16 protein-coding genes and 1 tRNA gene are annotated in these 23,422 nt (G+C 52.2%); 8 read left to right on the top strand and 9 right to left on the bottom strand.

Annotation, left to right across the window (positions count from 1 at the left end):
* The first annotated feature begins 260 nt into the window (after positions 1 to 260).
* The gene (locus tag ACTJIK_RS04715) at positions 261 to 1,502 is read left to right on the top strand and encodes a DUF5690 family protein (protein WP_440645196.1); all 1,242 of its coding nucleotides are present in this window, start codon (positions 261 to 263) and stop codon (positions 1,500 to 1,502) included.
* Complete coding sequence (locus ACTJIK_RS04710; RefSeq protein ID WP_440645195.1) at positions 1,499 to 2,608, top strand: 2-aminoethylphosphonate--pyruvate transaminase; 1,110 nt, start codon at positions 1,499 to 1,501, stop codon at positions 2,606 to 2,608. Before ACTJIK_RS04715 ends, ACTJIK_RS04710 begins: the two co-directional genes overlap by 4 nt.
* 156 nt (positions 2,609 to 2,764) lie before the next feature.
* On the opposite strand, the gene phnY is transcribed toward ACTJIK_RS04710, so the two are convergent.
* The 3 genes from phnY to ACTJIK_RS04695 all read right to left on the bottom strand — a co-directional run bounded on the left by phnY (position 2,765) and on the right by ACTJIK_RS04695 (position 6,159).
* On the bottom strand, positions 2,765 to 4,207 hold the full coding sequence (gene phnY / locus ACTJIK_RS04705) for a phosphonoacetaldehyde dehydrogenase (protein WP_440645194.1): 1,443 nt from the start codon (positions 4,205 to 4,207) through the stop codon (positions 2,765 to 2,767).
* A gap of 7 nt (positions 4,208 to 4,214) precedes the next feature.
* Positions 4,215 to 5,459 carry a phosphonoacetate hydrolase gene (phnA, locus tag ACTJIK_RS04700; RefSeq protein ID WP_440645193.1) on the bottom strand — a complete coding sequence of 415 codons (1,245 nt, stop codon included), beginning with the start codon at positions 5,457 to 5,459 and terminating at the stop codon, positions 4,215 to 4,217.
* A gap of 115 nt (positions 5,460 to 5,574) precedes the next feature.
* On the bottom strand, positions 5,575 to 6,159 hold the full coding sequence (locus ACTJIK_RS04695) for a helix-turn-helix domain-containing protein (RefSeq protein ID WP_440645192.1): 585 nt from the start codon (positions 6,157 to 6,159) through the stop codon (positions 5,575 to 5,577).
* 117 nt (positions 6,160 to 6,276) lie between these two features.
* Between ACTJIK_RS04695 and ACTJIK_RS04690 the strand changes: the two genes are divergently transcribed.
* Both ACTJIK_RS04690 and ACTJIK_RS04685 read left to right on the top strand, forming a co-directional pair.
* The gene (locus ACTJIK_RS04690) at positions 6,277 to 6,843 is read left to right on the top strand and encodes a MarC family protein (RefSeq protein ID WP_440645191.1); all 567 of its coding nucleotides are present in this window, start codon (positions 6,277 to 6,279) and stop codon (positions 6,841 to 6,843) included.
* A 53-nt stretch (positions 6,844 to 6,896) separates the two neighbouring features.
* Positions 6,897 to 6,971: transfer RNA gene (locus ACTJIK_RS04685), tRNA-Arg, on the top strand.
* Positions 6,972 to 7,117: 146 nt separating this feature from the next.
* Here ACTJIK_RS04685 and ACTJIK_RS04680 read toward each other — a convergent pair.
* From ACTJIK_RS04680 to ACTJIK_RS04655, 6 genes are all read right to left on the bottom strand, one after another.
* Positions 7,118 to 8,965 carry a CARDB domain-containing protein gene (locus ACTJIK_RS04680; protein ID WP_440645190.1) on the bottom strand — a complete coding sequence of 616 codons (1,848 nt, stop codon included), beginning with the start codon at positions 8,963 to 8,965 and terminating at the stop codon, positions 7,118 to 7,120.
* Positions 8,966 to 9,044: 79 nt separating this feature from the next.
* Positions 9,045 to 10,313, bottom strand: coding sequence for a polysaccharide pyruvyl transferase family protein (locus ACTJIK_RS04675; protein ID WP_440645189.1), 1,269 nt, complete (start codon positions 10,311 to 10,313; stop codon positions 9,045 to 9,047).
* Positions 10,314 to 10,358: 45 nt separating this feature from the next.
* Complete coding sequence (locus ACTJIK_RS04670; protein ID WP_440646138.1) at positions 10,359 to 11,960, bottom strand: RagB/SusD family nutrient uptake outer membrane protein; 1,602 nt, start codon at positions 11,958 to 11,960, stop codon at positions 10,359 to 10,361.
* Positions 11,961 to 12,040: 80 nt separating this feature from the next.
* On the bottom strand, positions 12,041 to 15,337 hold the full coding sequence (locus ACTJIK_RS04665) for a SusC/RagA family TonB-linked outer membrane protein (RefSeq protein ID WP_440645188.1): 3,297 nt from the start codon (positions 15,335 to 15,337) through the stop codon (positions 12,041 to 12,043).
* Between the two features lie 161 nt (positions 15,338 to 15,498).
* Entirely contained in the window at positions 15,499 to 16,524 is a 1,026-nt protein-coding gene (locus tag ACTJIK_RS04660) for a FecR family protein (protein ID WP_440645187.1), read from the bottom strand.
* 63 nt (positions 16,525 to 16,587) lie between these two features.
* Positions 16,588 to 17,223: an RNA polymerase sigma factor gene (locus tag ACTJIK_RS04655; protein WP_440645186.1), complete on the bottom strand. Its 636-nt coding sequence runs from the start codon at positions 17,221 to 17,223 to the stop codon at positions 16,588 to 16,590.
* 93 nt (positions 17,224 to 17,316) lie between these two features.
* Here ACTJIK_RS04655 and ACTJIK_RS04650 point away from each other — a divergent pair, with 93 nt between their 5' ends.
* The 4 genes from ACTJIK_RS04650 to ACTJIK_RS04635 all read left to right on the top strand — a co-directional run bounded on the left by ACTJIK_RS04650 (position 17,317) and on the right by ACTJIK_RS04635 (position 23,419).
* The gene (locus ACTJIK_RS04650) at positions 17,317 to 17,937 is read left to right on the top strand and encodes a GyrI-like domain-containing protein (protein WP_440645185.1); all 621 of its coding nucleotides are present in this window, start codon (positions 17,317 to 17,319) and stop codon (positions 17,935 to 17,937) included.
* Positions 17,938 to 18,057: 120 nt separating this feature from the next.
* Complete coding sequence (locus ACTJIK_RS04645; RefSeq protein ID WP_440645184.1) at positions 18,058 to 18,648, top strand: RNA polymerase sigma factor; 591 nt, start codon at positions 18,058 to 18,060, stop codon at positions 18,646 to 18,648.
* A 114-nt stretch (positions 18,649 to 18,762) separates the two neighbouring features.
* Positions 18,763 to 19,929, top strand: a complete 1,167-nt coding sequence (locus tag ACTJIK_RS04640) for a FecR family protein (RefSeq protein WP_440645183.1) — start codon at positions 18,763 to 18,765, stop codon at positions 19,927 to 19,929.
* 247 nt (positions 19,930 to 20,176) lie between these two features.
* Positions 20,177 to 23,419, top strand: coding sequence for a TonB-dependent receptor (locus tag ACTJIK_RS04635; RefSeq protein ID WP_440645182.1), 3,243 nt, complete (start codon positions 20,177 to 20,179; stop codon positions 23,417 to 23,419).
* Positions 23,420 to 23,422 lie beyond the last annotated feature (3 nt).

Genomic DNA, 23,422 nt, shown 5'->3' with positions numbered 1-23,422 from the left:
ATAAACGCCCGACCTTTGGTTCATTCTCCTGGAAATGGCTATAACACTGTATTAATTGGGCTACTCTAAAAAATTTCTGTGGAAAACACTACCAAGTTAAAGAAATTTTTTAATTTACAAATATTAAACAAAAATTAGTCAGCCAGCATTGCAATACTAAACATCAGCCCATGACTATGTTTACCAAAAGGCTTCAAAATCCTAACGGAATCTTCTTTGTGATCTGGTGCCTGACTGCATCGTTCGGAACCTATTTTTGTATGTATGCTTTCCGCAAACCTTTTAATACCGGGTTGTACGCCAACCTCGAATTATTCGGGATCGGTTATAAAACCGTGCTCATCATTGCACAGGTATTAGGCTATATGGTGTCGAAGTTCATTGGCATTAAAGTGATCTCCGAACTGAAAGCTTCCCAACGCATACCGCTGATCGGCGGGCTGATACTCTTTGCAGAGCTGGCTTTGCTGGGTTTCGGGCTGGTGCCGTACCCGTATAATTTTATATTCCTCTTCCTTAACGGCCTTCCTCTGGGCATGGTGTGGGGCGTAATATTCAGTTTCCTGGAGGGCCGCCGGTTCACGGAAATACTCGCCATGGGACTGAGCATCAGCATCATCGCGGCTTCCGGCGTATTAAAGACCATTTACCTGGAGATGCAGGAACTGCTTCCTTTCATCACTGAATTCTGGATGCCGTTCACCATGGGACTGCTGTTCATACCGCTGTTCTTCTTTTTCGTCTGGATGCTGTCTGTGATTCCCGCGCCTACCGAAACGGACAAGCTGCTGCGCGTGGAGCGGCAGCCGATGACGCCGGTGGACAAGGACAATATCGTGCGCGCCTACTGGCCGGGCCTGCTCTGCATCCTGCTGATCTATTGCCTGCTTACCACCATGCGCGATTTCAGGGATAATTTCAGCGTGGAGATATGGAACGAAATTGAAAGCGGCCGCTGGAACCGGAATATACTGGCCCAGACCGAGCTGATCAGCACCGCTATCGTGATCGTGTGCGTGGGCGCGTTGTCTACCTTCAGAAGCAATATCCGCGGGCTGTGGGCTACGATGACCTTAATGGCATGCGGCATACTGATGACCGGCGGCAGTACACTGCTTTTCCATCAGCATATGATCGGCCCTTACAGCTGGATGCTTTCGCTGGGCACCGGTCTTTTTCTCGCTTATATTCCCATACAGGTGGCCGTGTTTGAAAGGCTGATCGGGATGTTCAAAATGAAAGCGAACGCCGGCTTCTTCGTGTATGGCTGCGATGCGCTGGGATACCTGGGCAGCGTGGGTTTGCTGCTGTACCGGGAGTTCTTTATGAAAGACCTGCGCTGGAGCCGGGTGCTGATGCAGTTCAGCTACGTGCTGTGCTTCGCCTGCCTGGCGCTGTTATGTATAGCATTTGTATATTTCAACCGCAAATACGGTATCAGCAGGCTTTGGAGTAAAGAAGAACCTGCGGCCGGGATGCAAAAAATGTCAATACATCTATGAAGAAATTGTTATTCACACCGGGGCCGCTGAGCACTTCCCGCACTGTGAAAGAAGCCGCCATGGAAGATATGGGCTCGAGGGACGAAGCTTTTATCCAGACCATCCGGTTCATCCGCGACGAACTGCTGGCCCTCGGGCATGTAAGTAAAGCGGATGGCTACGAAACGGCGATCATACAAGGCTCCGGCACTTTTGGCGTGGAAAGCGTGGTCAGCAGCGTAATCGGTGAGAACGATCACCTGCTGGTGCTCAGCAACGGCGCATACGGCGAGCGTATTGTGAAGATGGCCATGATCCACCGCCTGCCGCATACCGTCATCCGGTTTGAAGAAGATGAAGCGGTGGACCCTGAAACGGTGAAACATTTCCTCGCGCAACATACCCACGTCACGCATGTGGCATGCATTCACAGCGAAACCACCACCGGCCTGTTCAATCCCATCCGGGAGATCGGCGGGATATGCGCCGCGGCGGGCAAAACTTTCATTGTGGATGCCATGAGCAGCTTCGGCGGTGTGGATATCGATATTAAGGCGGCGCATATACAGTTCCTGGTATCTTCTTCCAATAAATGCATTGAAGGCATTCCCGGTTTTGCATTTGTGATTGCGGAGAAAAATGCATTGCAGACAGCCAAAGGCCGCGCCCGCAGCCTCAGTCTTGATCTTTATGAGCAGTGGCACGGATTGGAAACCAGCGGCCAGTTCCGCTTCACGCCTCCCACGCACAGCATGATGGCTTTCAGGCAGGCGCTGACGGAGCTGCGGGAAGAAGGCGGCATTCCCGCGCGGGAAGCGCGGTACCGGCAGAACAAATCCGTGCTGGACAGCGGGATGGATGCGCTGGGTTTTACGCAATACCTTCGCCCGGAAATCCAGGGGCACATCATTACGTCGTTCCTTTATCCTGAACATCCCGGGTTTCAGTTTGAAGAATTTTACCGCCGCCTCAGCGCGCGCAACTTCGTGATCTATCCCGGCAAGCTCAGCAAAACAAATGCTTTCCGCATCGGCAATATCGGGCAGATACTCCCGGAAAATGTGCAGGCGCTGGTGCGGGCCATCGGCGAGATCATGGAAGAAATGCAGATCACCGCCCAACCCTAGCCCGACTATTTGATGATTTAGGTAAAAACGGGATGCTTTTGCATTCCGTTTTTGTTTAATGACTACCTGTTTTTATGCTGTGCAGGTAAAAGCCCGTCATTGCTTCGTCGCGGCTCCTGCACAAAATCCCCCACGGCTCCTCGCAATGGCGGGCTTTTACCAGGGCAGCGAAAACGTTTTAACATACGTAAAGCATTTCATCGCTTCGATCACCCCTTCCTTAATGCCCAGGCCTGAATCTTTCACACCGCCGAAAGGAGAATTTTCTATGCGGTAACCCGGCACTTCATTGATATTCACTGTGCCCATGCGCAGCTCCTTCACCGCTTTGATCGCCTTTTGCATATCGTTGGTAACGATGCCCGAAGAAAGCCCGAAAGCCGTGCTGTTAGCCAGCTGTATGGCATCATCCAGGTCCCGCACTTTCATGACGGGCGCCAGCGGGCCAAACGATTCCTGCACCACCATCTGCGCATCGCGGGGAACATCCACGATCACCGTGGGCTCCATTTGCGCGCCGTTCCTTCCGCCTCCGGCGAGCACTTTCGCCCCCTGCGCCACGGATTTCTTCACCACTTCTTCGAGGTAAATGGCGGCGGCCTCGTCAATCACAGTACCCACGCGGGTTTCGGGGAGTTCCGGATCGCCGGTGATGTATTCTTTGGTTTTTTCAACCAGCCGTTCTACAAATTCATCATGAATGGATTCCTGCACCAGTATACGTTTCACCGCGGTGCACCGCTGGCCGGAATTGCGGTAGGCGCCTTCCGCAGCGAGCGTAACAGCCAGCTCCATATCCGCGTCTTCCAGTACGATCAGCGGATCGTTGCCGCCCAGCTCGAGGATCACTTTTTTGTATCCTGCGTTTTTAGCGATGTGTTTTCCTACGGCCACGCTGCCGGTGAAAGACACGAGCTCCACCCGCGGATCCGCCACTAATACTTCCGCCACTTCGGCAGTAGGCCCGAGCAATACGCTGAGCATATAATGTGGCAGCCCTGCTTCGTACAGCAGCTCAGCAAGCCTGATGGCAGTAAGCGGCGTTTTTTCCGAAGGTTTTAGTATCACCGGCGTGCCGGTGGCAATGGCCGGCGCGATCTTGTGCGCTACCTGGTTCAGCGGGTGGTTGAACGGTGTGATGGCCACCGCGAGGCTCAGCGGTTCCCTGACGGTAAAGATCTTCCTCGCTTTGCCCTGCGGGGAAATATCGCAGGAAAATATCTGCCCGTCGTCTTTCAGGGATTCCAGCGCCGCAAAATGCAGCACGTCCCTCGCCCTGCCTACTTCGTAGCGCGTTTCACGGATGCACAGCCCCGATTCGGAAGTGATCAGTCGCGCAAATTCTTCCTTTCTTTCTTCCAGCAGCTGCCGGGTTTTGTCCAGGATGGCAAAACGTTCGTAGCGGCTAAGTTTCACGCCTCCTTTCAGCCCGGCTGCTATAGCCGCTTCTGTGTCTTTCCTGCCGGCAAGGGTCACTGTGCCGGCTATACGGCCATCGTACGGACTGCGAACTTCCAGCAGCTGTGCCGAAACAAGGGGCTGGCCGGCAATATAACCGGTGAGTGCGGCCACTTTGCAGGGAGCGGATGTATCTAACATGATGCGGTTAATTATGGGATGTACCGTTCACGGTAAAATCAAAAACGTCGAAATTACGGGGGTCGCCGGCGGCTTTGCTTTTGTAGGCGGCCGTGAGCGGGTGAGAGATAAGCAGCGGCACCATTTCCTCGTACCGGCCGCCGTGCGAGCGAAGACCTGAATCCAGCGCACTGAGGTCGTGATGCGCCGGCGTTCTGCCCACCACTACATCGCGGGCACTAAGCACCACCAGGTCCGCAATACGGTCTTCCGGCTGCTCCAGCAAACGCACGGCCATGGCTTTATTATGCACTTCAGTAATGCCGGGCTGCTGCTGCAGCCAGTCGCTTACCGCCGTTTCGCTTACGCTCTCCGGCACGTGCACGGCCACATACGAGCCGAGTGCGCCATGGTGCTTCACGTAAGGGTCGGTTATCGGGCATATCACCCTGAAACCGTTGCCGAACTGCTCCGTGAGCATGGATTCTATATACAGCACATTCGGGCTGCCATCCGACTTTTGTTTCGCGTTCATCCCATGATCCGCTGTTGCGCCGATTACCGCGCCCAGCGCCAGCAGGCGGCCCAGCTCGCGGTCTATTGCTTCGTAGAAGGCCAGCGATGGCTCGTCTTCCGGGGCATAAGTATGCTGCATATAATCAGTAAGAGACAGATAAAGGAAGTCGCCCAGCCCTTTTTCGATGAGGGCTACGCCCGCGCGCAGTACGAACAGGCTTGCATCAGCGCTGTAAATGGCCGGCGTGGGCAGCCCTAATACGGTTTCCACATTCCCGATGCCGTGCGTGGCTTCCTGTGCCTGGTTGGCCTTTTCCGCGGAAAACGCGATGCCGGTCATTTTATGGCTCAGGATGTCGCGCAGTTTTTCTTTGGCGGTAACTACCGCCACCTTGCGGCCCGCATTGGCGGCGGCGGCTAAAATGGTCTCTGCGCGCAGGTATTCCGCGCTGTTCATCATCACTTCCTCCTTCCGCTGCGTATCGTAAAAAAAATTCCCGCAAATGCCGTGCACCGCGGGCGTTACGCCGGTTACGATGGAGGAATTATTGACATTGGTGAACGACGGCAGCGCGCCCCTTACCATGCCGCGGTAGCCCGCCAGCACCATTTTTTTAAGGTTCGGCATCCGGTCGTGCGCCATGGTGGCGTCCAGGTATTCGTCGGCTGAGCCATCGAGGCAGATCACCACCACCGGACGGGCCGGGGGCGCATAGGTTTTGCCGTTTACCGTGAAGGATCGGGTAGATATTGACATCGGATCGTGTTTATAAATGCTAATAAATTGAGTAGTAAAATTAAACATTTTTACACAAGTCCGCTGTTAATTTTTTATGAAAAGGGGTTAAGATCCGTGGAGAATGAATACCAGCTTACTTTTCGCCGTCCTGGAAGAAATAAACCACCAGCAGCAGGGCGTCATCGTCGCCGATATTGGAGGGTTTGTGGCCGAGGCGGCCGTCGAAGAAGATGGAATCGCCGGTTTCGAGGATATAATTTTCGTTGTTGATGAGGTATTCCACGGTGCCTTTGATGACGTATTTATATTCATAGGCGTCGGTCTTCACCACCTGGCTGCGTTTGGCCCCGGCTTTGAGTTCCAGCAGCACAATATCCGTCGGCCCGCCTTTGATGTTGCGGGTGAGCACCCTTTTGTAGAGAAAACCTTTGGCATTTTCCTTTTCGAAGGCCTGGTATTCGTCCTTCTTTTTGATCACGACCCTGGCGGCCTGCTTATGCTGGTTGATGTCGTTGAAGAATTCATTCATATCCAGGTTCAGCGCGCGGATAATGTTCACCAGCACGAGCAGCGAGGGTACGGTACGGTTATTTTCGATCTGGGAAATGAGGCCTTTGCTCACGTCCGCCTTGTCTGCCAGCTCTTGCACGGTAATCCCTTTGGCCTTGCGCTTTTCCTTGATCTTGTTGCTGATCTGTATGATAATATCTTCTTGCATAGCAGGGTTTTTATGATCGCCTGTGAATCCGGGCTTCCGTTGAAATCCCGGCCAAATTAGATATTTTAGCTCAAATCGGGCGAAAAGAATACCCTACTTTTGCAAAAATTCCATCATATGTTCAGTCTCGACCAGATCATTACCGTAGGCTTTACTTTGTTTGCAGTGATAGACATCCTGGGGTCCATCCCCATCCTCCTGTCTTTAAAGGAAAAGATCGGGGAGATCAATGCCGTGAAGGCTACGCTGGCATCGGGCGTGCTGATGGTGGTGTTCCTGCTGGTGGGGGAAGCTTTCCTGAAGCTGATGAGCGTGGACCTGCAAAGCTTTGCCGTGGCCGGTTCCATCGTGATATTCATTATCGGGCTGGAAATGATCCTGGGCATTGAGTTCTTCAAAAGCGAAGATACCAAAACGGGCAGCCTGGTGCCGATCGCCTTCCCGCTGATAGCGGGGTCCGGCACGTTAACGACCATTATGTCGCTGAAGGCCGATTTCGGGGATTATAACATCCTGGCGGGCATACTGGTGAACCTTATCATCATTTTCGTGGTACTGAAAAGCCTGCGCTGGATAGAGCGCATCCTTGGCAAAGCGGGCCTGATGGTGGTGCGCAAGTTTTTCGGGGTGATCCTGCTGGCCATTGCGGTGAGGATTTTCAAAAGCAATATCGGTACGTTATAAAATTCTTCGGAAAATTCCGAATTTACGTTAGTTTTGCGTTCCTTCGCGGAGCAGGCCTCGTAGTACAATGGATAGTATAAGAGTTTCCGAAGCTCCAGATCCTGGTTCGATTCCAGGCGAGGCTACCATACCGGAAAGGCGTTTTTTACTGACGCTTTTCCGGTTTTTTATTTGGCTAAAATCACCGCTTCTTTTGCCGCCTGCGAAAAAACAACTGGGGCCATCTCTTCTTTTGAGACGGCCCCATGCCTGCATTATCCAGAAAAGTGGTTTATTATGGAATCACGATGGTTTCCGTCCGGGAGTTATTGGTTTCATCCCTTTCAGCAAACCGGTTTATATCATCTACTTTGACCACCACCGAATGCGAACCCGCAACAGCGCTCCAACTGGTGGGCGCGCAGGCTACCGCCGTGAGGGTAACGGAATCGCCGGGGGCCAGGGCGGTAGTGTGGATGTCATTACAGCCTACGCTCATCCCGTTTATCTTGAAGCTGACGCCATTAATGATGCCTGCCGGCGTGGGCGCCGCGCCCTGGTTTTTCACAACGGCGCTGAACGTTACGGCATTGCCGGTTGCCGGACTGGCGGGTGTCCATGTAATGTCGGTCACCACCATATCAGGCATCGGAGGTGTTACGATGACGCTTTCAGTCCTGGTATTATTTGTTTCACTCTTCTCAGAAAACCGGAACTGATCATCTACCGTCGCTGCGATGGAATAGGTACCCAAAGCTGCGGTCCACGTATGTGGCGCACAAGCGGTGGCAGTGAGGGTCCTGGTTTCCCCGGGCGCCATAGAGCTGGTGGAGCTGCCATTGCAGCCTACCCTGACGCCATCCAGTTTAAAGATCACCCCGTGAATAACTCCCGCGCGCGTGGCCGTGTCGCCCTGGTTCATGATTGTAGCGGTAAAGGTCACAATGTCTCCCGGCTCCGGAAAAGCCGGCGTCCAGGTTACATCCATCACTGTCAGGTCAGGTTTCACCGAATCGATGGCCTGCTTTTTATACGCCCAGTTCTGGTACCTGTTTGGGTCCGCTTTCCAGGCATTAAATGCGGTCATATCCGTTTTGCCGGGATACCCCACGAACTTCACGAAACCAAAATTCTCTTCCTCGTAGCTATATCCGCTGGAGCGTTCAGGCTGATCCAGCAGTTCGTGAAAAATAAGGGCTTCCACATAGGGCTCTGTCTGCACTTCGGATGTAACCCGTATGCGCCAGTCGTTGGAGCGGTCTTCATTCCGCTCCTGGGTCATAGTATCCTTCGAGCGTGAATTGGTTTCTGTGTACCAGATGGGGCGCTGATACCGGTTGTACAAATATTGATGGATGTTGCTGATGCCAAGGTTTTTCAGCATTGCACCAGGCATATCTGCATAGAGGTGCCAGGCGCATATGTTGATGGTGGGCGCGGCGGCAAACATTTTATCCATCCAGTAAGTAGGAAAATAACCGCAGGTGTTGACCATGCTTTTAGCGTTTGGAAGAACTGATTTTAATCCGGCTTCCATGCCTTTTACATATTGCTCCGCTCTTGCTACTTTGGCCGTATCATAGTGGCTTTCCAGCCTGCCGTCGCCGGTGGGCTTTTTCAGTTTGTCAAAAAGTTCCCATTCATTGCCCAGCTCAAAATGCGTGAAATATTGCCCGTACAGCGTGGCAAAGCCGGCCATCTGGGTAAAGGCTTCATTATAGGCCTCCTGGGGTGTTCCGGTATAGTCACAACGGTCATAGATCATGGGAAGAATCTTGATGTTCTTTGCGGCGCATTTAGCAATGATGTCCAGCATTTTGGCGTGATTAACCGCCTGCCCGGCCGCATTGGTAGACACATCTATTCTGTACCAGCTCATGCCCATCTGCTGTATCATCGTCGCCTGCGTCTCATAACTGACACCCTGCACAGTTGAAGAGCTGGCATTATAAGCATAAGTATTCAGCGGGTGGCCGTTAATGCCGACAAGCAGGTCGGATCGGAGGGAAAGCAGAGCTGCTGTAGACTTGTGATTGTCCAGCATTTCTTTAGGCAACTGCTTATGGCAGGCTGCCGCCAGGAAAACGAGCGAGACAAGCGCTAGTTTGAGGGTAAACTTTGTTACATGGATTTTTTTGTTCATAACTGTGGATTTATGGTGAAATACTGGATAATGCCGGTTGTCGTGGACCAATGGCGGCTAAGGATGGGTATAAAGTATGCTAAATATAATTTTTCATGATCCCCATACAGTCGTCGTACCGGGCGTTCACCGTGCTGATAGCTTCTTTCACCTTATCAAGGGCCGCCGGATAATTGCGGTAAACGTCCATTAACCTGCCGGATACCTGTTCGCCGGAAGTATTGTCTATCTCAAACACCCAGTCGTTAAACCCGAGATCATAATACATTTGCCCTTTAATGGTATCCGTAGGCTGCCGGAGGTAAAAACAGGGCGTGCCATTTGCCGCCGCAATGATAGGGGAATGACATTCGAAGCTCAGCACTGCGCTTGCCTGCGCATATACGGAAGCAGCTTCGTCGGGTAACCAGTAGTCATGTGTAACGATAAACGGCTTTATCTCCTCCGGCAATGGGTCGATCAGCAGCTCTTTCATGATCTCAACCTGGTAGCTCATTTCCGGGCAAACCAGCACCTTGTTACCGGTTTCCTTCACCCAGGTGATCATTGCCGCCCTCAGCTTGGCATGATCTGCTTCCTTGTACTTTTCATTCACCTCATCCACCTGCTTTATCCGTTCCTCGCTCCAGCCCCCACGGTTCGGTCTTATTTTATAGTAAGGTGTGAATCGCAGGCGCGGAACAGCACAAATAAATTTCCGGGGCGAAAGGTCATGTTTTTTCATAAACTCATCCGCCCGGCCCTTGTCCTGAATATCCATTACGAACGTAGCATCGGGGGCGAAAGCAATATGTTCACCTTGCAGGCCCTTCTTCCGCAATACCTCTATGGACGCGGTTTCCCGGGTAAAGATAAAAGAGGACTTCCCCAGCAATTCCTGTAAAGAAGGCGAAATATCCTGGATGGTTACGCCAAAGATCCCGAAACCTTTGCCGGTTTGTTTGCTCCAGCACCGCAAATGGTCCGCGGCTACAACGGAAGGGCCCGAGCCGTGGATGAAGAAATCAGCATCTTTAAAAGCCTGCAGCACTTCCGGTGACTGTACCGAAAAATCCTTATCAAAGGAACCGTGCACAACTTGTACCTCCGGGTAATGCCGTTGCAGCATATCATCTACTATCTTACTCGCCGCCCTTTTCCAAAGAATGATCCTGACACCTTTTATACGGCTTTTCAGCAGCGCGATCAATCCGGGTGTATGTGCGATATCACCGATGTTCACATCCTGCCATCCTGATACGACCAGCAGTACCGGGCGTTCTTTACCGGTTGCTTTGAGGATATATGGCGCAAGTAATGAACCGGCAGCCGTTAAGGCCGCCCTTTGTAAAAATTCTCTGCGTTTCATCTGTTTCTGAATTTAAGCCTGCCGGGCGTTGAGCCCCGCATGTTTTTAGTTATAATCCGGGTTTTGTTCCAGCTTGGCGCTGTAATTCGCATCAATGGCGGATTGCGGGATAGGGAAAAACAAATGTTTATCCTGTATGCTGCTTCGGGTATCGGGCCGGATGTTGTATTGCCGCACTCTTTCTACAAGATTGCCCATCCGGCACAAAGTCCTTCTCCGCGGTTCTTCCACGGTCAGTTCCCGGGCACGCTCATCGAGGATGTAGTCTATGGTGACCTCCGCAGGCTCTACCGGCTTTGCGTTTGCTCTTGCTCTCACTACATTGATGTCTGCCGCCGCCAGGGCAGGCTCACCCTTCCGCAGGTATGCTTCGGCGCGGAGCAGGTAAGTTTCCGCCAAACGGTACACCATCAGGTCTGTAAAGGTTCTCCCGCGGGAAAGATCTCCTGATTTGGGAGGGTTACCTTCAATTTTACGGATAGTGGGATAAAGGTAAAACATGGTGTCATCGGCCTGCGTCCTTCTTTCCACCGTCTTTCCGAAATAGCTGGAAGCCGGGTTATTGTATACAAAGGTTCTCCGGATATTATACGCTGAATTGCGGATATCGTTCTCCCAATTATCCTTCCAGATGTCGTAGAAAAAATAGTTAGTGGGCCTCATCCAACCCACACTTCTCCCCATGGAATCGGACACAATAAAACCGGCCTTCCCGTCAGGCGCACGAAAACTGCCGCTGGAATAAAAAGGGCCCCAGGCCCTGAGATTATTATTCCCCACGGTGCCGCCCTGGCCTCCTGGCGTTTGATCTTCGATCTGGAGAACATAAATACTTTCCATATTCCCGGAGCTCCTGTTCTGGTTTCCGTCCCGGAAAAGATCGGAAAATACGTCTCCTGGTTTTGACCTTTCAGATCCAAAGCGGGTGGTCATTAAGTTATACAGGCCGGAATTAATGACCCTCGTGGCCGCTGCTATGGATTTATCATATTCGCCCAGGGAAATATATACTTCGGACAATAAATGGTCCGCCGCCGCTTTTACGATCCTGCCTTCTTTGCTGGCGGGCACCGTAGGCGGCAGCCATTGTGATGCAAACTCCAGGTCGCGGGCAGCCAGCTCATACGTCTGTTTACGGGTGGCTCTTACAAAATCAGCTTTGGGAGAGGAGTAGATGGTGTCTACCAGGGGAACGCCGCCATACAGGTTCGCCAGCAGGTTAAAAGTATACGCGCGGAAAAAACGCGCCTCGGCGATAACCGCGTTTCGCTGCGCTTCCGACTTCCAGTAAGCCGCGGCTTCAGGCCTGCCTGCGTATGCAATGACCGTGTTTGCCCGCAGCAGCATGATCCTGTAGGCCCAGTTCCAGTAAAAACCCACTACCACCTGCGAGGGGGTGAGATAGGTTTCATAATTACGGAATGGCGCTATTGTCGGGCTTCCGGTGGTGGCCACATCGGTGCCGAACTGCATGTTGAAATTATGGTTGATGCCGTCAGTATTGGTAAATTCATCGCGGGCGCCCTCGTGCAATGCCGTTATGTAGTTTTCAAACCCTATGGAATCTTTGAGTACGGCGGCATTGCTCAGGTTGGAAATGGGCACTTCTTCCAGCGATTTCCGACAGGCCTGTGCGAGCAGTAACACTGCCAGCAATATTCCGACCGGCAGATTTTTTTGAATATTCAATAACATAAAAAATATCTTTTATCATTCAGGAATATTGTTCAGAAGCTCAGGTTCAACCCCGCCACCACACTGCGCGGCGTGGGATAATAATCGCCTTGTGTATTGCCGCCGCTTTCCGGGTCGGGCCCTATCCAGTCCGTTACTGTATATAGGTTTCTCCCGCTCAGGTAAACCCGCAGCGAATTAAGCCGGGCCTTCGCCAGCATCTTTTTCGGGAACTCATAACTCAGGGAAACATCCTGTAAACGGATGAAGTCGCGGCTGAGATAATACCCGTGCAAATATGGGTTGGTGTATACCAGCGAGGGGCGCGAGTTTGATTTGTTCTCCTCCGTCCACCACCCTGCATCCAGCATATTTACGGCGCGGCCGGGATAGTTATTACCGAGCGAGCTTCCTGTAAAATCCAGCTGGTTAAAACTTCTGATCCAGCCCTGCATGGCGTTCACGAATATGGACAACGAGAAATTCCCATACCTGAAGTTGTTGGTGATGCCCCAGCGGTACTTGGGTTCCAGCTGCCCCAATACTTTCCGGTCGTCTGCATTGATCACTTTATCGCCGTTGATATCTTTGAGCCTTACAAACCCGGGCTTATAGCCGGCGGGCAATTCATCTCCCTCCTGGTATATTCCGTCCTGCTCATAATCGAAGGCTACCGATACAGGATGGCCGATGAACCACCTGTTGCCCAGATCGCTGTCTTCTTTTCCGTCCTGGTCTGTATCGGAATTGTATAAGTGAACGAGTTTGTTTTTGTTGGCGGAGAATACCACATTCGTGTTCCACTCAAAATCTTTTGTTTTGATATTCGCGGCGTTGACCGTTACCTCTATGCCCCGGTTACGTGTTTGCCCCAGGTTTGTCAATATACTGGTGTAGCCGGTCATGATCGGGATAGACCTGCGGACGATCAGGTTCCGGGTATCGATGTTATAAGCCTCAACAGTAGCAGCAAGCCGGCCGTTAAACAGTTCCGCATCCACAGCAAAGTTGGCGGTGGAGGTAGTTTCCCATTTCAGGTTGGGGTTGGCGATGGTAACGGGGTGTATGCCGGTGGAAGTAGGCCCGCCGTCGCCAAATACGTACTGGGTGGTGCCGGATAAACTTAAAGACTGGTAGGGCCCTATTGCCTGGTTGCCCACAGCGCCGTAGGAAGCGCGTAATTTAAGGGAAGTAATGAAGGTGGCAGGCTTCATAAATTCTTCATCGGACATGATCCAGGCAAAGGCCGCTGAAGGGAATGTCGCATATTTATTGTTCTCCGCAAATACCGAACTGCCATCGCGCCTCACGGTGAATGTGAATATATACCTGGAGGCCAGCTCATAGTTCAGCCTGAACATGGAGGAAACACCGTCTGTTTGTTCCGCATCGGAAGTGACGGTCTGTATCTCCCCCAGGGCGAGACCGTTCCATTTCAGGGAAGGATTGGCCAGCGGCGAAGCGCCTGCTCTTGTGTTTTCAAACTGGGTATGGTTCTGCCCGTATAAAAGCGTTACATCAAACGCATGATTGGCGTTGATCCTCTTCTTGTAGGTCAGGATATTTTCAAACACCCAGTCGAAGTTCTCCTGGTTAAACTTGCTGGCGCTGGTAGTGTTCGAATTTAATTTAGGATCCTGCCCGAAAAAATTGTAATCATGCCGCCACCGGTAGTTGGGTGAATAATTAAAACGGTACAACAACCCTTTCACAGCGGGAATATTCAGTAGCGCATAAAAATTGGTGAACAGATTATGATATACCTCATCGTCTTCGGTAAGCAAGGCTGCCCGCATGGGGTTCTGCACCAGCTGTTCCTCCGGCACCGGGAAACGTGTAGGGTCCCCGTCATCGTAATACAGCCGGCCATAAGGGCTGGTCTGATAAGCAGCGGAAATGCTGGCCTCCCTGCCGGTAAGATCTCTCCTGATATAAGTGGAATGCAGGCCCAGCGTAAACCAGTCCGTGATCTTATTTTCTATGTTGGCCCTTAACGAGATCCTTTTCTGGTTGTCGTTATAAATAAGCCCTTTTTCATCGGTATAGGAAGCTGAAATGAAATAGTTAGTTGCCTTTGAGCGTCCTGACACACTCAGGTCGTAAGACCCGATCCTTCCCTGCTGTGAGATCTCGTCCCAGGGATCGATGGTACGGCCGGCACGGTAATTTTCCGCTTCGGAAGCCTGGAGATAATCTTCGATCTTCGCGGGGTCGCTTTCCAGGCCGCTTTGTTTACGCCAGTCCAGCAGCGCCTGGATATACCGTTCAGGGCTCAACAATTTCATCTTTTTGTTCCATTCAGAGAAGCCCTGGTACACATTGGCGCGGATCGTAGGTTTTTCAGACCTGCCTTTTTTGGAAGTGATGAGTATTACGCCGTTGGCTGCCCTGGAACCATAAATTGCGGCGGCGCTGGCGTCTTTTAATATTTCCATGGATTCGATATCGTTTGGGTTGATATCCGCGAGGCTGCTATTAAACTGGATGCCGTCCACGATAACGAGGGGATTATTGCCCCCATTCAGGGACTTGGTGCCCCTGATCAGGATGGAGCCGCCCTGGCCGGGCCTGGCGTTGTCAACGAACTGCACGCCTGCTACCCGGCCTCTGAGCGCCTGGCTAACGTTAGTGGCGGGAAGGTTCTCCATTTGTTTCATATCCACTTTGGAAATGGCTCCCGTTACATTTCTTTTGTTCTGCGCGCCATAACCCACCACTACTACCTCTCCCATGCTGGTATTTGACAAAGCCAACGTCACCTGCAGGGAAGCCTGGTTGTTGACAGGCACCTCCTGCGTTGTGTAACCAAGGATGGAGAACACCAGGATGGCGCTGCCGCCGGAAACGGTGATTGAAAAACTGCCCTGGTCGTTCGAAATAGCGCCATTCCGGGTGCCTTTTTCCGCAATGCTCACGCCAGAAAGCGTTTCCCCGTTCTCCCCTTTTACCGTGCCGCTTACTGCCATCCCGGTGTTTTCCGGTTGCGCAGGCATGTCAGGGATATCTGCCGCGGAATCCCCGGCGCTTTGCACCTTTTTCAGGATCACGATAGTATTGTTCTTTACCACGTATTTCAGCGTGGTGTGCTGCAATAAAAGCGACAGTGTGGCGGCGAGCGGGCGCTTTGCCCGCGGCACTATCAGCCTGTCATAGACGCCTATCTGGGCTTCAACATATGCAAATTTGTAAATGGTCTGTTCCTCGATCTGTTTCAGCGCATGCCGCAAAGGTTCGCCGTTAAGCGCCACGGTAACCTTCACACCGTTTATGCCCTGCGCATTGCCGGGGGCGGCAATCAGCAGCTGCAGGCTGAATAGTACGGTGACGGTGGTAAGGCAGCTTAATCTCATAAGTGTACCCCATTTTTTAGGAATAATAACGTAGGGGGGCGGAAGGAAGCGCCTCCACCAATCAAAAAGTTTCATAACTTTGGAATGTTTTAAATGTTTTCGCAGATATTTAAACGCATGGCTGCCCTGATGCCACTCAGAGCAGCCAATTTTTTTGTTGATCAGTTATTGCATCCTTTTCCATAGATCCTGATAATAGTACTGTCTTCTCTTTCCCAGCCTGTGGCCGTCAGGATAGTGATCACATCCAGTACCTGTTTGATGCTGGCGTCCTTTCCTGTAAACCTCGCGGTGAACCTGCATTTGCCCAGCAATTCGTTCTCAAGCTTTATCTCCACGTTAAAATGCCGGCCGATCACTTCGACTGCTTCCTCTACCGTCATATTATCAAAATACAGGTCCGGCGTTTTCCAAACCCCGATATCCGCCACGTCAACCCTGGCTATAGCGGCGTTCTCCTTTTTCCTGTCAATAATGAGCTGATCTCCTGCTGTCAATAAACCCAGCACTGTTTTATCTTTTTTCTGCACCTGCACTTTACCGGTCGATACCGCCACTGCAATATCATTTTCATCGCCGTAAGCTTTTATATTAAAAGAAGTGCCCAGTACGCGGGTGGTAATATTGCCGGTATGTACCAGAAATGGCCTGGAGGGGTCGTGCTGTACCTCAAAAAAAGCTTCCCCGTACAGGTATACTTCCCTTGCTTTATCAATAAAATCGGCCGGGTATTCCAATCTGCTTTGCTGGTTGAGGGTAACCACCGTACCGTCTGGCAGGCGTAACACCTGGAACTGATGCGCATGCTGGCTGGTAGCCACCTGCAGGCCCTCTTTCCGGCCTGTATTCAGGAAATACACAAACGTTCCGGCGGCTATGAGGACCAACAATGAAGCAGCCCACGCGAGCCGCTTCCATTTTACCGATTTCCGGGTGATGATCCGGTTGTAATCCAGCGTGCTATTGTCCATCTCCTGGTGTAGCCGGTTATATACACTTTCCCAGTTCACATCATTTTCGGTGTGCAAAGACGGATCATTCCACAACTTGTCTGCCCCAAGCTCCGCAAGCTGTTCTTCCGAAAGGCCGGACAGCAGCCGCCAGAATTCCCGGAGCTCTTCACCGGTGATAGCTTTCCGGAAATACTGGCTGAGGAGGTACTTTACTCTTTGTGTATCAGATGACATAACATACGCTTACCTCTATAAGACGCTCCTGCTGAAAGCCAGGTACTATCAGGGACTAAAAAATTATGAAAACAGGACGCAGAGGCTGATGAAGACGTTAAAATCGTGGTCCCTCAGGTATTGACGCACGGCTTTAAGCGCCTCCACCACGGTATTCCTCACAGTGTTACGGGACAGGTTAAGTTTGTTGGCAATTTCTTCATGGGAAAGGCCCTGATTGCGGCTCAGGGAGAAGATCAGCCGTCTTTGGGGAGAAAGTTGCTCCAGGGCTTTATGAAGGATGTCCTGGCATTCGAATTCCAGCGCGGTATGGTCTGCCAGGGAGGCCTGACCGGAGATCAGCTCCCTGCTGATCAGTTCTTGTAACCTTTTATGCCGGGAGGCTATTCGCAGGAAATCCAGGGCTTTATTGCAGGCCACTTTCTGGATAAAACCCTCAAAATTCCTAATTTCGGTGATGAGGTCTCGCCCTATCCATATTTTGAGGAAAACGTCAATGACGATCTCCTCCGATATCTCCTTTGACCTGGTTATACTGAAAATATAGTTATACAGTTTGTCTTTATGCCTTTCAAATAGTGTACGAAAGGCAAGTTCATTACCCTGAGCTATTTCATGAAGCAAAAGCGTTTCATTACTCATGGAAAGGTGATTAATAACGTGGATACCGGGCGAAAATAATAATTTCTTTCTTTTCATAACCCATTTTTTTGGCTGATACGGCCCCACTCCTGACATAAGGTTGTCACAGTCCAATTCTAGCTTTACGCCATCATGGATAAATCATTCAACATGGACAAACTTGATCTGGCAAAAAAGTATAAGCCATATTTCACGGCCAAAACAAAACCGGAACTGGTAGAAATTGAACCCGCCCGATTCATATCCATCTGCGGCAAAGGCGATCCTTCAGAACAACCATTTGCTGACAGGATTGAAGCGCTTTACCCGGTAGCCTACGCTTTAAAATTTATGTACAAAGCAAAGGATAAAGATTTCGTTGTTTCAAAACTGGAAGGACTTTGGTGGTTTGACGAAAAAAAATTTCCTGGCAAGACGATGAATACCTCCGTCGAGGTCCCCAGGAGCGAATGGGAATATCGCCTGCTTATCAGGCTGCCGGACTTTGTTTCCAAACACGACCTTGAAAAGGCAAAAGAAGTCATTATTGAAAAAAAGAAATCAGCGCTCGCTGATCAGCTTGAATACTTTACGATGAACGAAGGGAAGTCCGTGCAAATGCTGCACGTCGGGCCCTTTTCCACAGAGATTCAATCGCTTCAGCAGATCGGGATTTTTATGGAGAAAAACAAGTTGACCAGGAACGGACTTCATCATGAAATTTATTTATCAGATTTCAGGAAAACCGATCCCCATAAATTAAAAACTATTTTAAGGGAACCGGTAAAATAAGCTGCCGTAAATGCCGGGAAAGTTCATTTTCTGCTGCTTTCCCGTTTTTTTAGCCGCTCCGGCCGCTCGATTTCACACCACCCGCCTTTGGAATTCCCAATTTTATTACATTTATAGCAAATGGGGGATTCCACGATCACTGAAGCAGAATGCCTGGAGCGGCTCCGGAGGGGCGATGTAGACGCTTATATGCAGCTGTACGACCGGTACAGCGCGCACGTCTATGGATGGGTGCTGCGTTTTGTTAAAGTGCCGGCCTATGCGGAAGACATTGTGCAGGACGTGTTCCTGAAAATATGGGAAGTCCGCGCCCGGCTCGATCCCGCGCAGTCGTTCCCCGCTTACCTCTATAAGATCAGCCGCAACAAAACCTTTACTTTCCTCAAAAAGAACGCCTCCGACGAAGCCACGCGCCTCCGGATCATGGAGCGCATCGGCGAAATAACGGAATCGCCCTATCACCAGGCGCTGTGGGCGCAATACCAGCAAATGCTCAACAACGCCATCACACAACTGCCCTACCAGCGCCAAAGGGTGTTTACACTGTGCCGGCAGGAAGGGAAGAGCTACGATGAGGCCGCAAAAGAGCTGGGCATTTCGCGCAATACCGTGAAAGAACACATGGTGATGGCCCTCAAGGATATCAAAGCGTATTTCTACCGGCACGGCGATCTCTCCCTCGCCATCCTGCTTTTCATGCACCGGTTCTAACCCGGGGTAGACCACATATAACAATGAAATTTATTTGTCGGTACACCCACCCTCTTTTCTCCGGCTGCGGTATATATTAAAAGCAGGTCCACGTACCGCGTACAAAACTGATACATGCCACAGGATAAAGATCATTACCAGCAGCTGCTGCAACGTTTTCTTGATAACAACTGCACTCCCGCGGAAACCGAGGAGCTGATGGACTTCCTGCAGCAGGACGCCTCCAACCGCCCGCTGCTGGAAGAAATGAACGCCTCCTTCAACTCGCCCGCACAGGAGCATCCCGGCCCATGGCGCGAGCGCGTGAGAGAAAACCTCCTGCTTGCCGCCCAACCCGCAAAAGTAGTCCCCTTCTATAAAAAATGGCTGCCCAAAGTGGCCGCAGCTGCGCTGCTGCTGGCAATCGCCGCTATCGGGCGGGAGTATTTCCGCGGCACGAAAAATGATGTGCCTGCTGCTGCCGTGGCCGGCACCCGGCCTGATCCCCTCCCTGGCGGCAGCAAAGCGACGCTTACCCTGGCCAATGGCGCCACGGTGGTGCTCGACAGCGCCGGTAATGATGCCATTCCCAGCCAGGGAGCCACCAAAGTCACCAAAGTAAACGGGCAGTTAAAATATGAAGCAGGCCAGGCGGAAACCGCCGCCGTAGTATATAACACCCTCGCCACACCACGGGGCGGCCAGTACAAAATACAGCTGCCGGACGGCACGCTTGTATGGCTCAACGCGGCGTCATCCCTTCGTTTCCCGACTGCTTTCACCGGCGGGGAACGCATCGTGGCGCTCGACGGCGAAGGTTATTTCGAAGTGGCGCACCAGGCCGCTATGCCGTTTAAAGTACAGCTGGGCAGCGGCGTGGTGGAAGTGCTGGGCACACGTTTTAACGTGATGGCCTACCAGAACGAAACAAAGGTCAGAACCACCCTGTTGCAGGGCGCGGTGAAGGTGACCCACAACGACCATACGGCCCGCCTCGTTCCGGGGCAGCAGGCCAGCTGGACGGCAGGCGGCAGCAATATCACCGTAGGCCCCGCTGATGCGGATGAAGCCGTTTCCTGGAAAGAAGGCTACTTCCAGTTCAACAGGGCGCCGCTGACCGACGTGATGCGGCAGCTGCAGCGCTGGTACAGCGTGGAAGTACGTTATGAAGGAAGCAGCGGCAAAAGGGAATTCTGGGGCAAGATACCGAGGAACGTGCGGCTGAGCGAGGCGCTCAGGATACTGGAACTCAGCAGCATTCAATATTCCATGAAAGGCGATACAATTATTATTCACCAATAAAAAACAACCAACATCGTCCACTTATGAAATGACAGTAAGGGTAATATAACCAAAAACGGAAGTGTCGTTACCACCTCCGTTGTGCTCAGGTTATCATTACAATAATTCCGTGTATGAAAGATTGATTGACTCACCTAAACAAATCGAATTTATGCAATTATCAGGTCTCTTCAAAAACCTGAGCGAGAAACGTTTTCCTGTTACCAGGCGCTTCAGCCTCTTACCGGGCAGAAAAATCAGGCTCATTATGAAACTGACATACTTTCTTCTGATGGCATGTTTTTGCCAGGTCCACGCCAGCAGCTACGCACAGAAGGTCACGCTTCACGAAAAGAACGCATCCCTCGAAAACCTGATCAGGAACATCGAACGGCAGTCCGGCTACGTGTTTTTCCTGGACTACGCACTGCTGGATCCGGCGAAAAAGGTCAGCGTCGATATTAAGGAGGGTACGTTGCAGGAAGCGATAGACCTTTGCTTCCGGCCATTTTCGCTGACTTACATCATCGTGGGCAAAACCATCGTGGTCAAACAAAAAACGCCGGAACAGGCCGCTCCCGCCATGGAGGTCCGCGGCAAAGTGACGGATGCGGAAGGCAGGCCGCTCCCGGGCGTGTCCGTTTCGGTGCAGGGTACCAAACAAGGCACCATCACGAACGACAGCGGCGACTTTGTATTATCGGTACCGCCTACGGCCACGTTGCATTTCAGCATGCTCGGCTACAAGCCGGCGGATGTGGCGGTGAATGGGCGCAAGGCCTTTACGGTAACGCTCTCGCTGCAAAACACGGCGGTGAGCGAGCTGATCGTGGTAGGTTATGGTACGCAACGCAGGGGCGACGTAACCGGCGCCATCGCTTCGGTAAACACCCAAACGCTGGAAGGAACGCCTATCCGTTCTGTGGATCAGGCATTGCAGGGCAGGGTAGCAGGCGTTACGTTTGTGCAGAACTCAGGCATGCCCGGCGCGGGATCTTCCATCCGCGTGCGCGGCGGCAATTCTATCAACGGCAGCAATGAACCGCTGTATGTGATAGACGGCGTGCCGGTATTTGCGGACCAGGGAAGCGACGGCACTTCGCTCAACCCGCTGAACAGCATCAGTCCTACCGATATAGCCTCCATCGAAATATTGAAAGACGCCTCGGCAACGGCGATCTATGGCTCGCGCGGCGGCAACGGCGTAGTGCTCATCACCACCCACCGCGGGCGGCGGGGCGATGCACGCGTCACTTTTGATTCTTACTACGGCACGCAGCAGATCCTTAAAAAATATTCGCTGCTGAATGCGGCGCAGTTCGAGCAGCTGGCCAATGAAGCCAGCCTCGCTGAAAACGGGCCCGAACTGTACGATCTCAGCAAAACCCCCGCTACCACCGACTGGCAGGATGCCATCTTCAGAACAGCTCCTATACAGAGCTATTCCCTGTCTTTCTCCGGCGGCGATCCCAAGACCCGCTTCCTCGTAACCGCCAATTACTTCGATCAGCAGGGCATTGCACGGGGGTCCGACCTGAAACGGTATTCGCTGCGCGCCAATCTCGATAAAGATATCAGGGATAACATCAAGCTCGGCAGCAGCCTCACCATCAGCAACGTACGCACCAACAGGGTAAACAGCGGGTCCTTGTTCGCAATGGCCACTACCGCGCCAAACCTGCCCATCTGGCAACCGGACGGCAGCTATACCGAAACGAACAACCAGGACGCGCCTTTCGATAACCCGGTTGCACTGATCGATCATTATAAGAACTTCAACAACGTTTACCGTACGCTCGGAAACGTATACGCCAGCATCGACATCGTCAAAGGTCTTACCTTCAAAACGCTCTGGGGCGCTGATGTTACTTTCGGACGCAACGACATTTACCTTCCACAAGCGGTGTACACCGGCGCCCAGCTGGGCGGAAACGCCAATGTATCCACCAACCAGACCTTTACCTGGCTGAATGAAAATACACTCAACTATACCATGAACCGCGACGGGCACCAGCTCAACCTGCTCGGCGGCTTCACCCAGCAAAGCTCTGCTTATCAATCGCTCGGCGCCGAAGCGCAGGGTTTCCTGAACGATAACCTCGGCACCAACGCACTGGGTAATGCGGCCTCGGTACAGCCCTCTTCGTCCAGCATCGCGAGGTGGGCTTTGCTCAGCTTCCTCGGCAGGGCCAACTATAGCTTTAAGAATAAATACCTGCTCACGCTTACGGGCCGGTACGACGGCTCTTCCCGCTTCGGGAAAAATAACCGCTTCGGGTTTTTCCCTTCAGTAGCAGTGGGCTGGAAGCTGGACCAGGAGCAGTTCATAAGCGATCTGCATGTTTTCAGCAACCTGAAATTAAGGGTCAGCCATGGCCTCACCGGCAACCAGGACGGCATCGGCAATTACCCTTCGCTCGACCTGATGGGCAAAGCCAACTATTCCATCGGCGGCGCCAACGTGATAGGGCTGATGCCTTCACAGGTAGGGAACCCCGATCTGCGCTGGGAATCCACCGCACAAACGGATATCGGCCTCGAGCTTGGATTTTTTGACAACAGGCTGAACTTTATCACGGACGTGTACTACAAAAAAACAAGCGACCTGCTGCTGTATGTGAAGATCCCCACCACCTCGGGCTTTTCCACTTCCCTGCAAAACCGCGGGCAGGTAGAGAACAAAGGCATAGAGCTCACCATCAACGCCACTCCCCTGGAAAAAGGGCTGCGCTGGGAAACGGGTTTCAATATTTCTTTCAACAGGAACAAAGTGCTGAACCTCGCCGGCGCCGACCGCCTCTTTGCGGGCCAGGGGCCTAACCAGTCCACCGTTGTGCAGGTAGGCCAGCCATTAGGCACCTTCTTCGGTTTTGAGACTGAGGGCATTTTCAAAACAGCGGACGAAGTGACCGGTTCCGCCCAAAAAACCGCCAAACCCGGCGACATCCGGTTCAAAGACGTGAACGGCGATAAAAAGATCAACGACGACGACCGCGTATTGCTGGGCAATGCCCAGCCGAAGTTCTCCTTCGGGTTCAGCAATACCTTCTCGCTGAAAGGATTCGACCTGATGGTGCTGCTACAGGGTGTTTACGGCAACAAGCTCTATAACGTCAATACCAATACGCTGGAAAACCTCACCGGCCTGCAAAACCAGAGCACCAGCACCCTTAACCGCTGGACGCCGGAAAACACCAATACGAATATCCCGCGCGCCACCACGGTGAAACCAACAGCGCGTTCGTGGGACCGGCTGGTGGAAGACGGTTCTTATCTCAGGGGAAAAACGGTGCAGCTGGGATACAACGTGCCGCAGGCAAGCCTGCAACGCATGAAACTCGCCTCACTGAAGGTATATGTGAATGTACAGAACCTGTTCACCATCACGAACTATTCAGGGCTCGACCCGGAAGTAAGCCGCTACGGGTCAGACAATGTGAGCCCGGGCTTCGACTCCGGCGCTTACCCGAACGCACGCACGGTTACTTTTGGCATCAATGCCAGCTTCTAATCA

It is taken from the genome of Chitinophaga sp. 22620 (genome assembly GCF_052044405.1).
Taxonomy (GTDB): domain Bacteria; phylum Bacteroidota; class Bacteroidia; order Chitinophagales; family Chitinophagaceae; genus Chitinophaga.
Note: the sequence above shows the minus strand (reverse complement) of the source record. Positions and strands in the feature narration are given on the sequence as shown.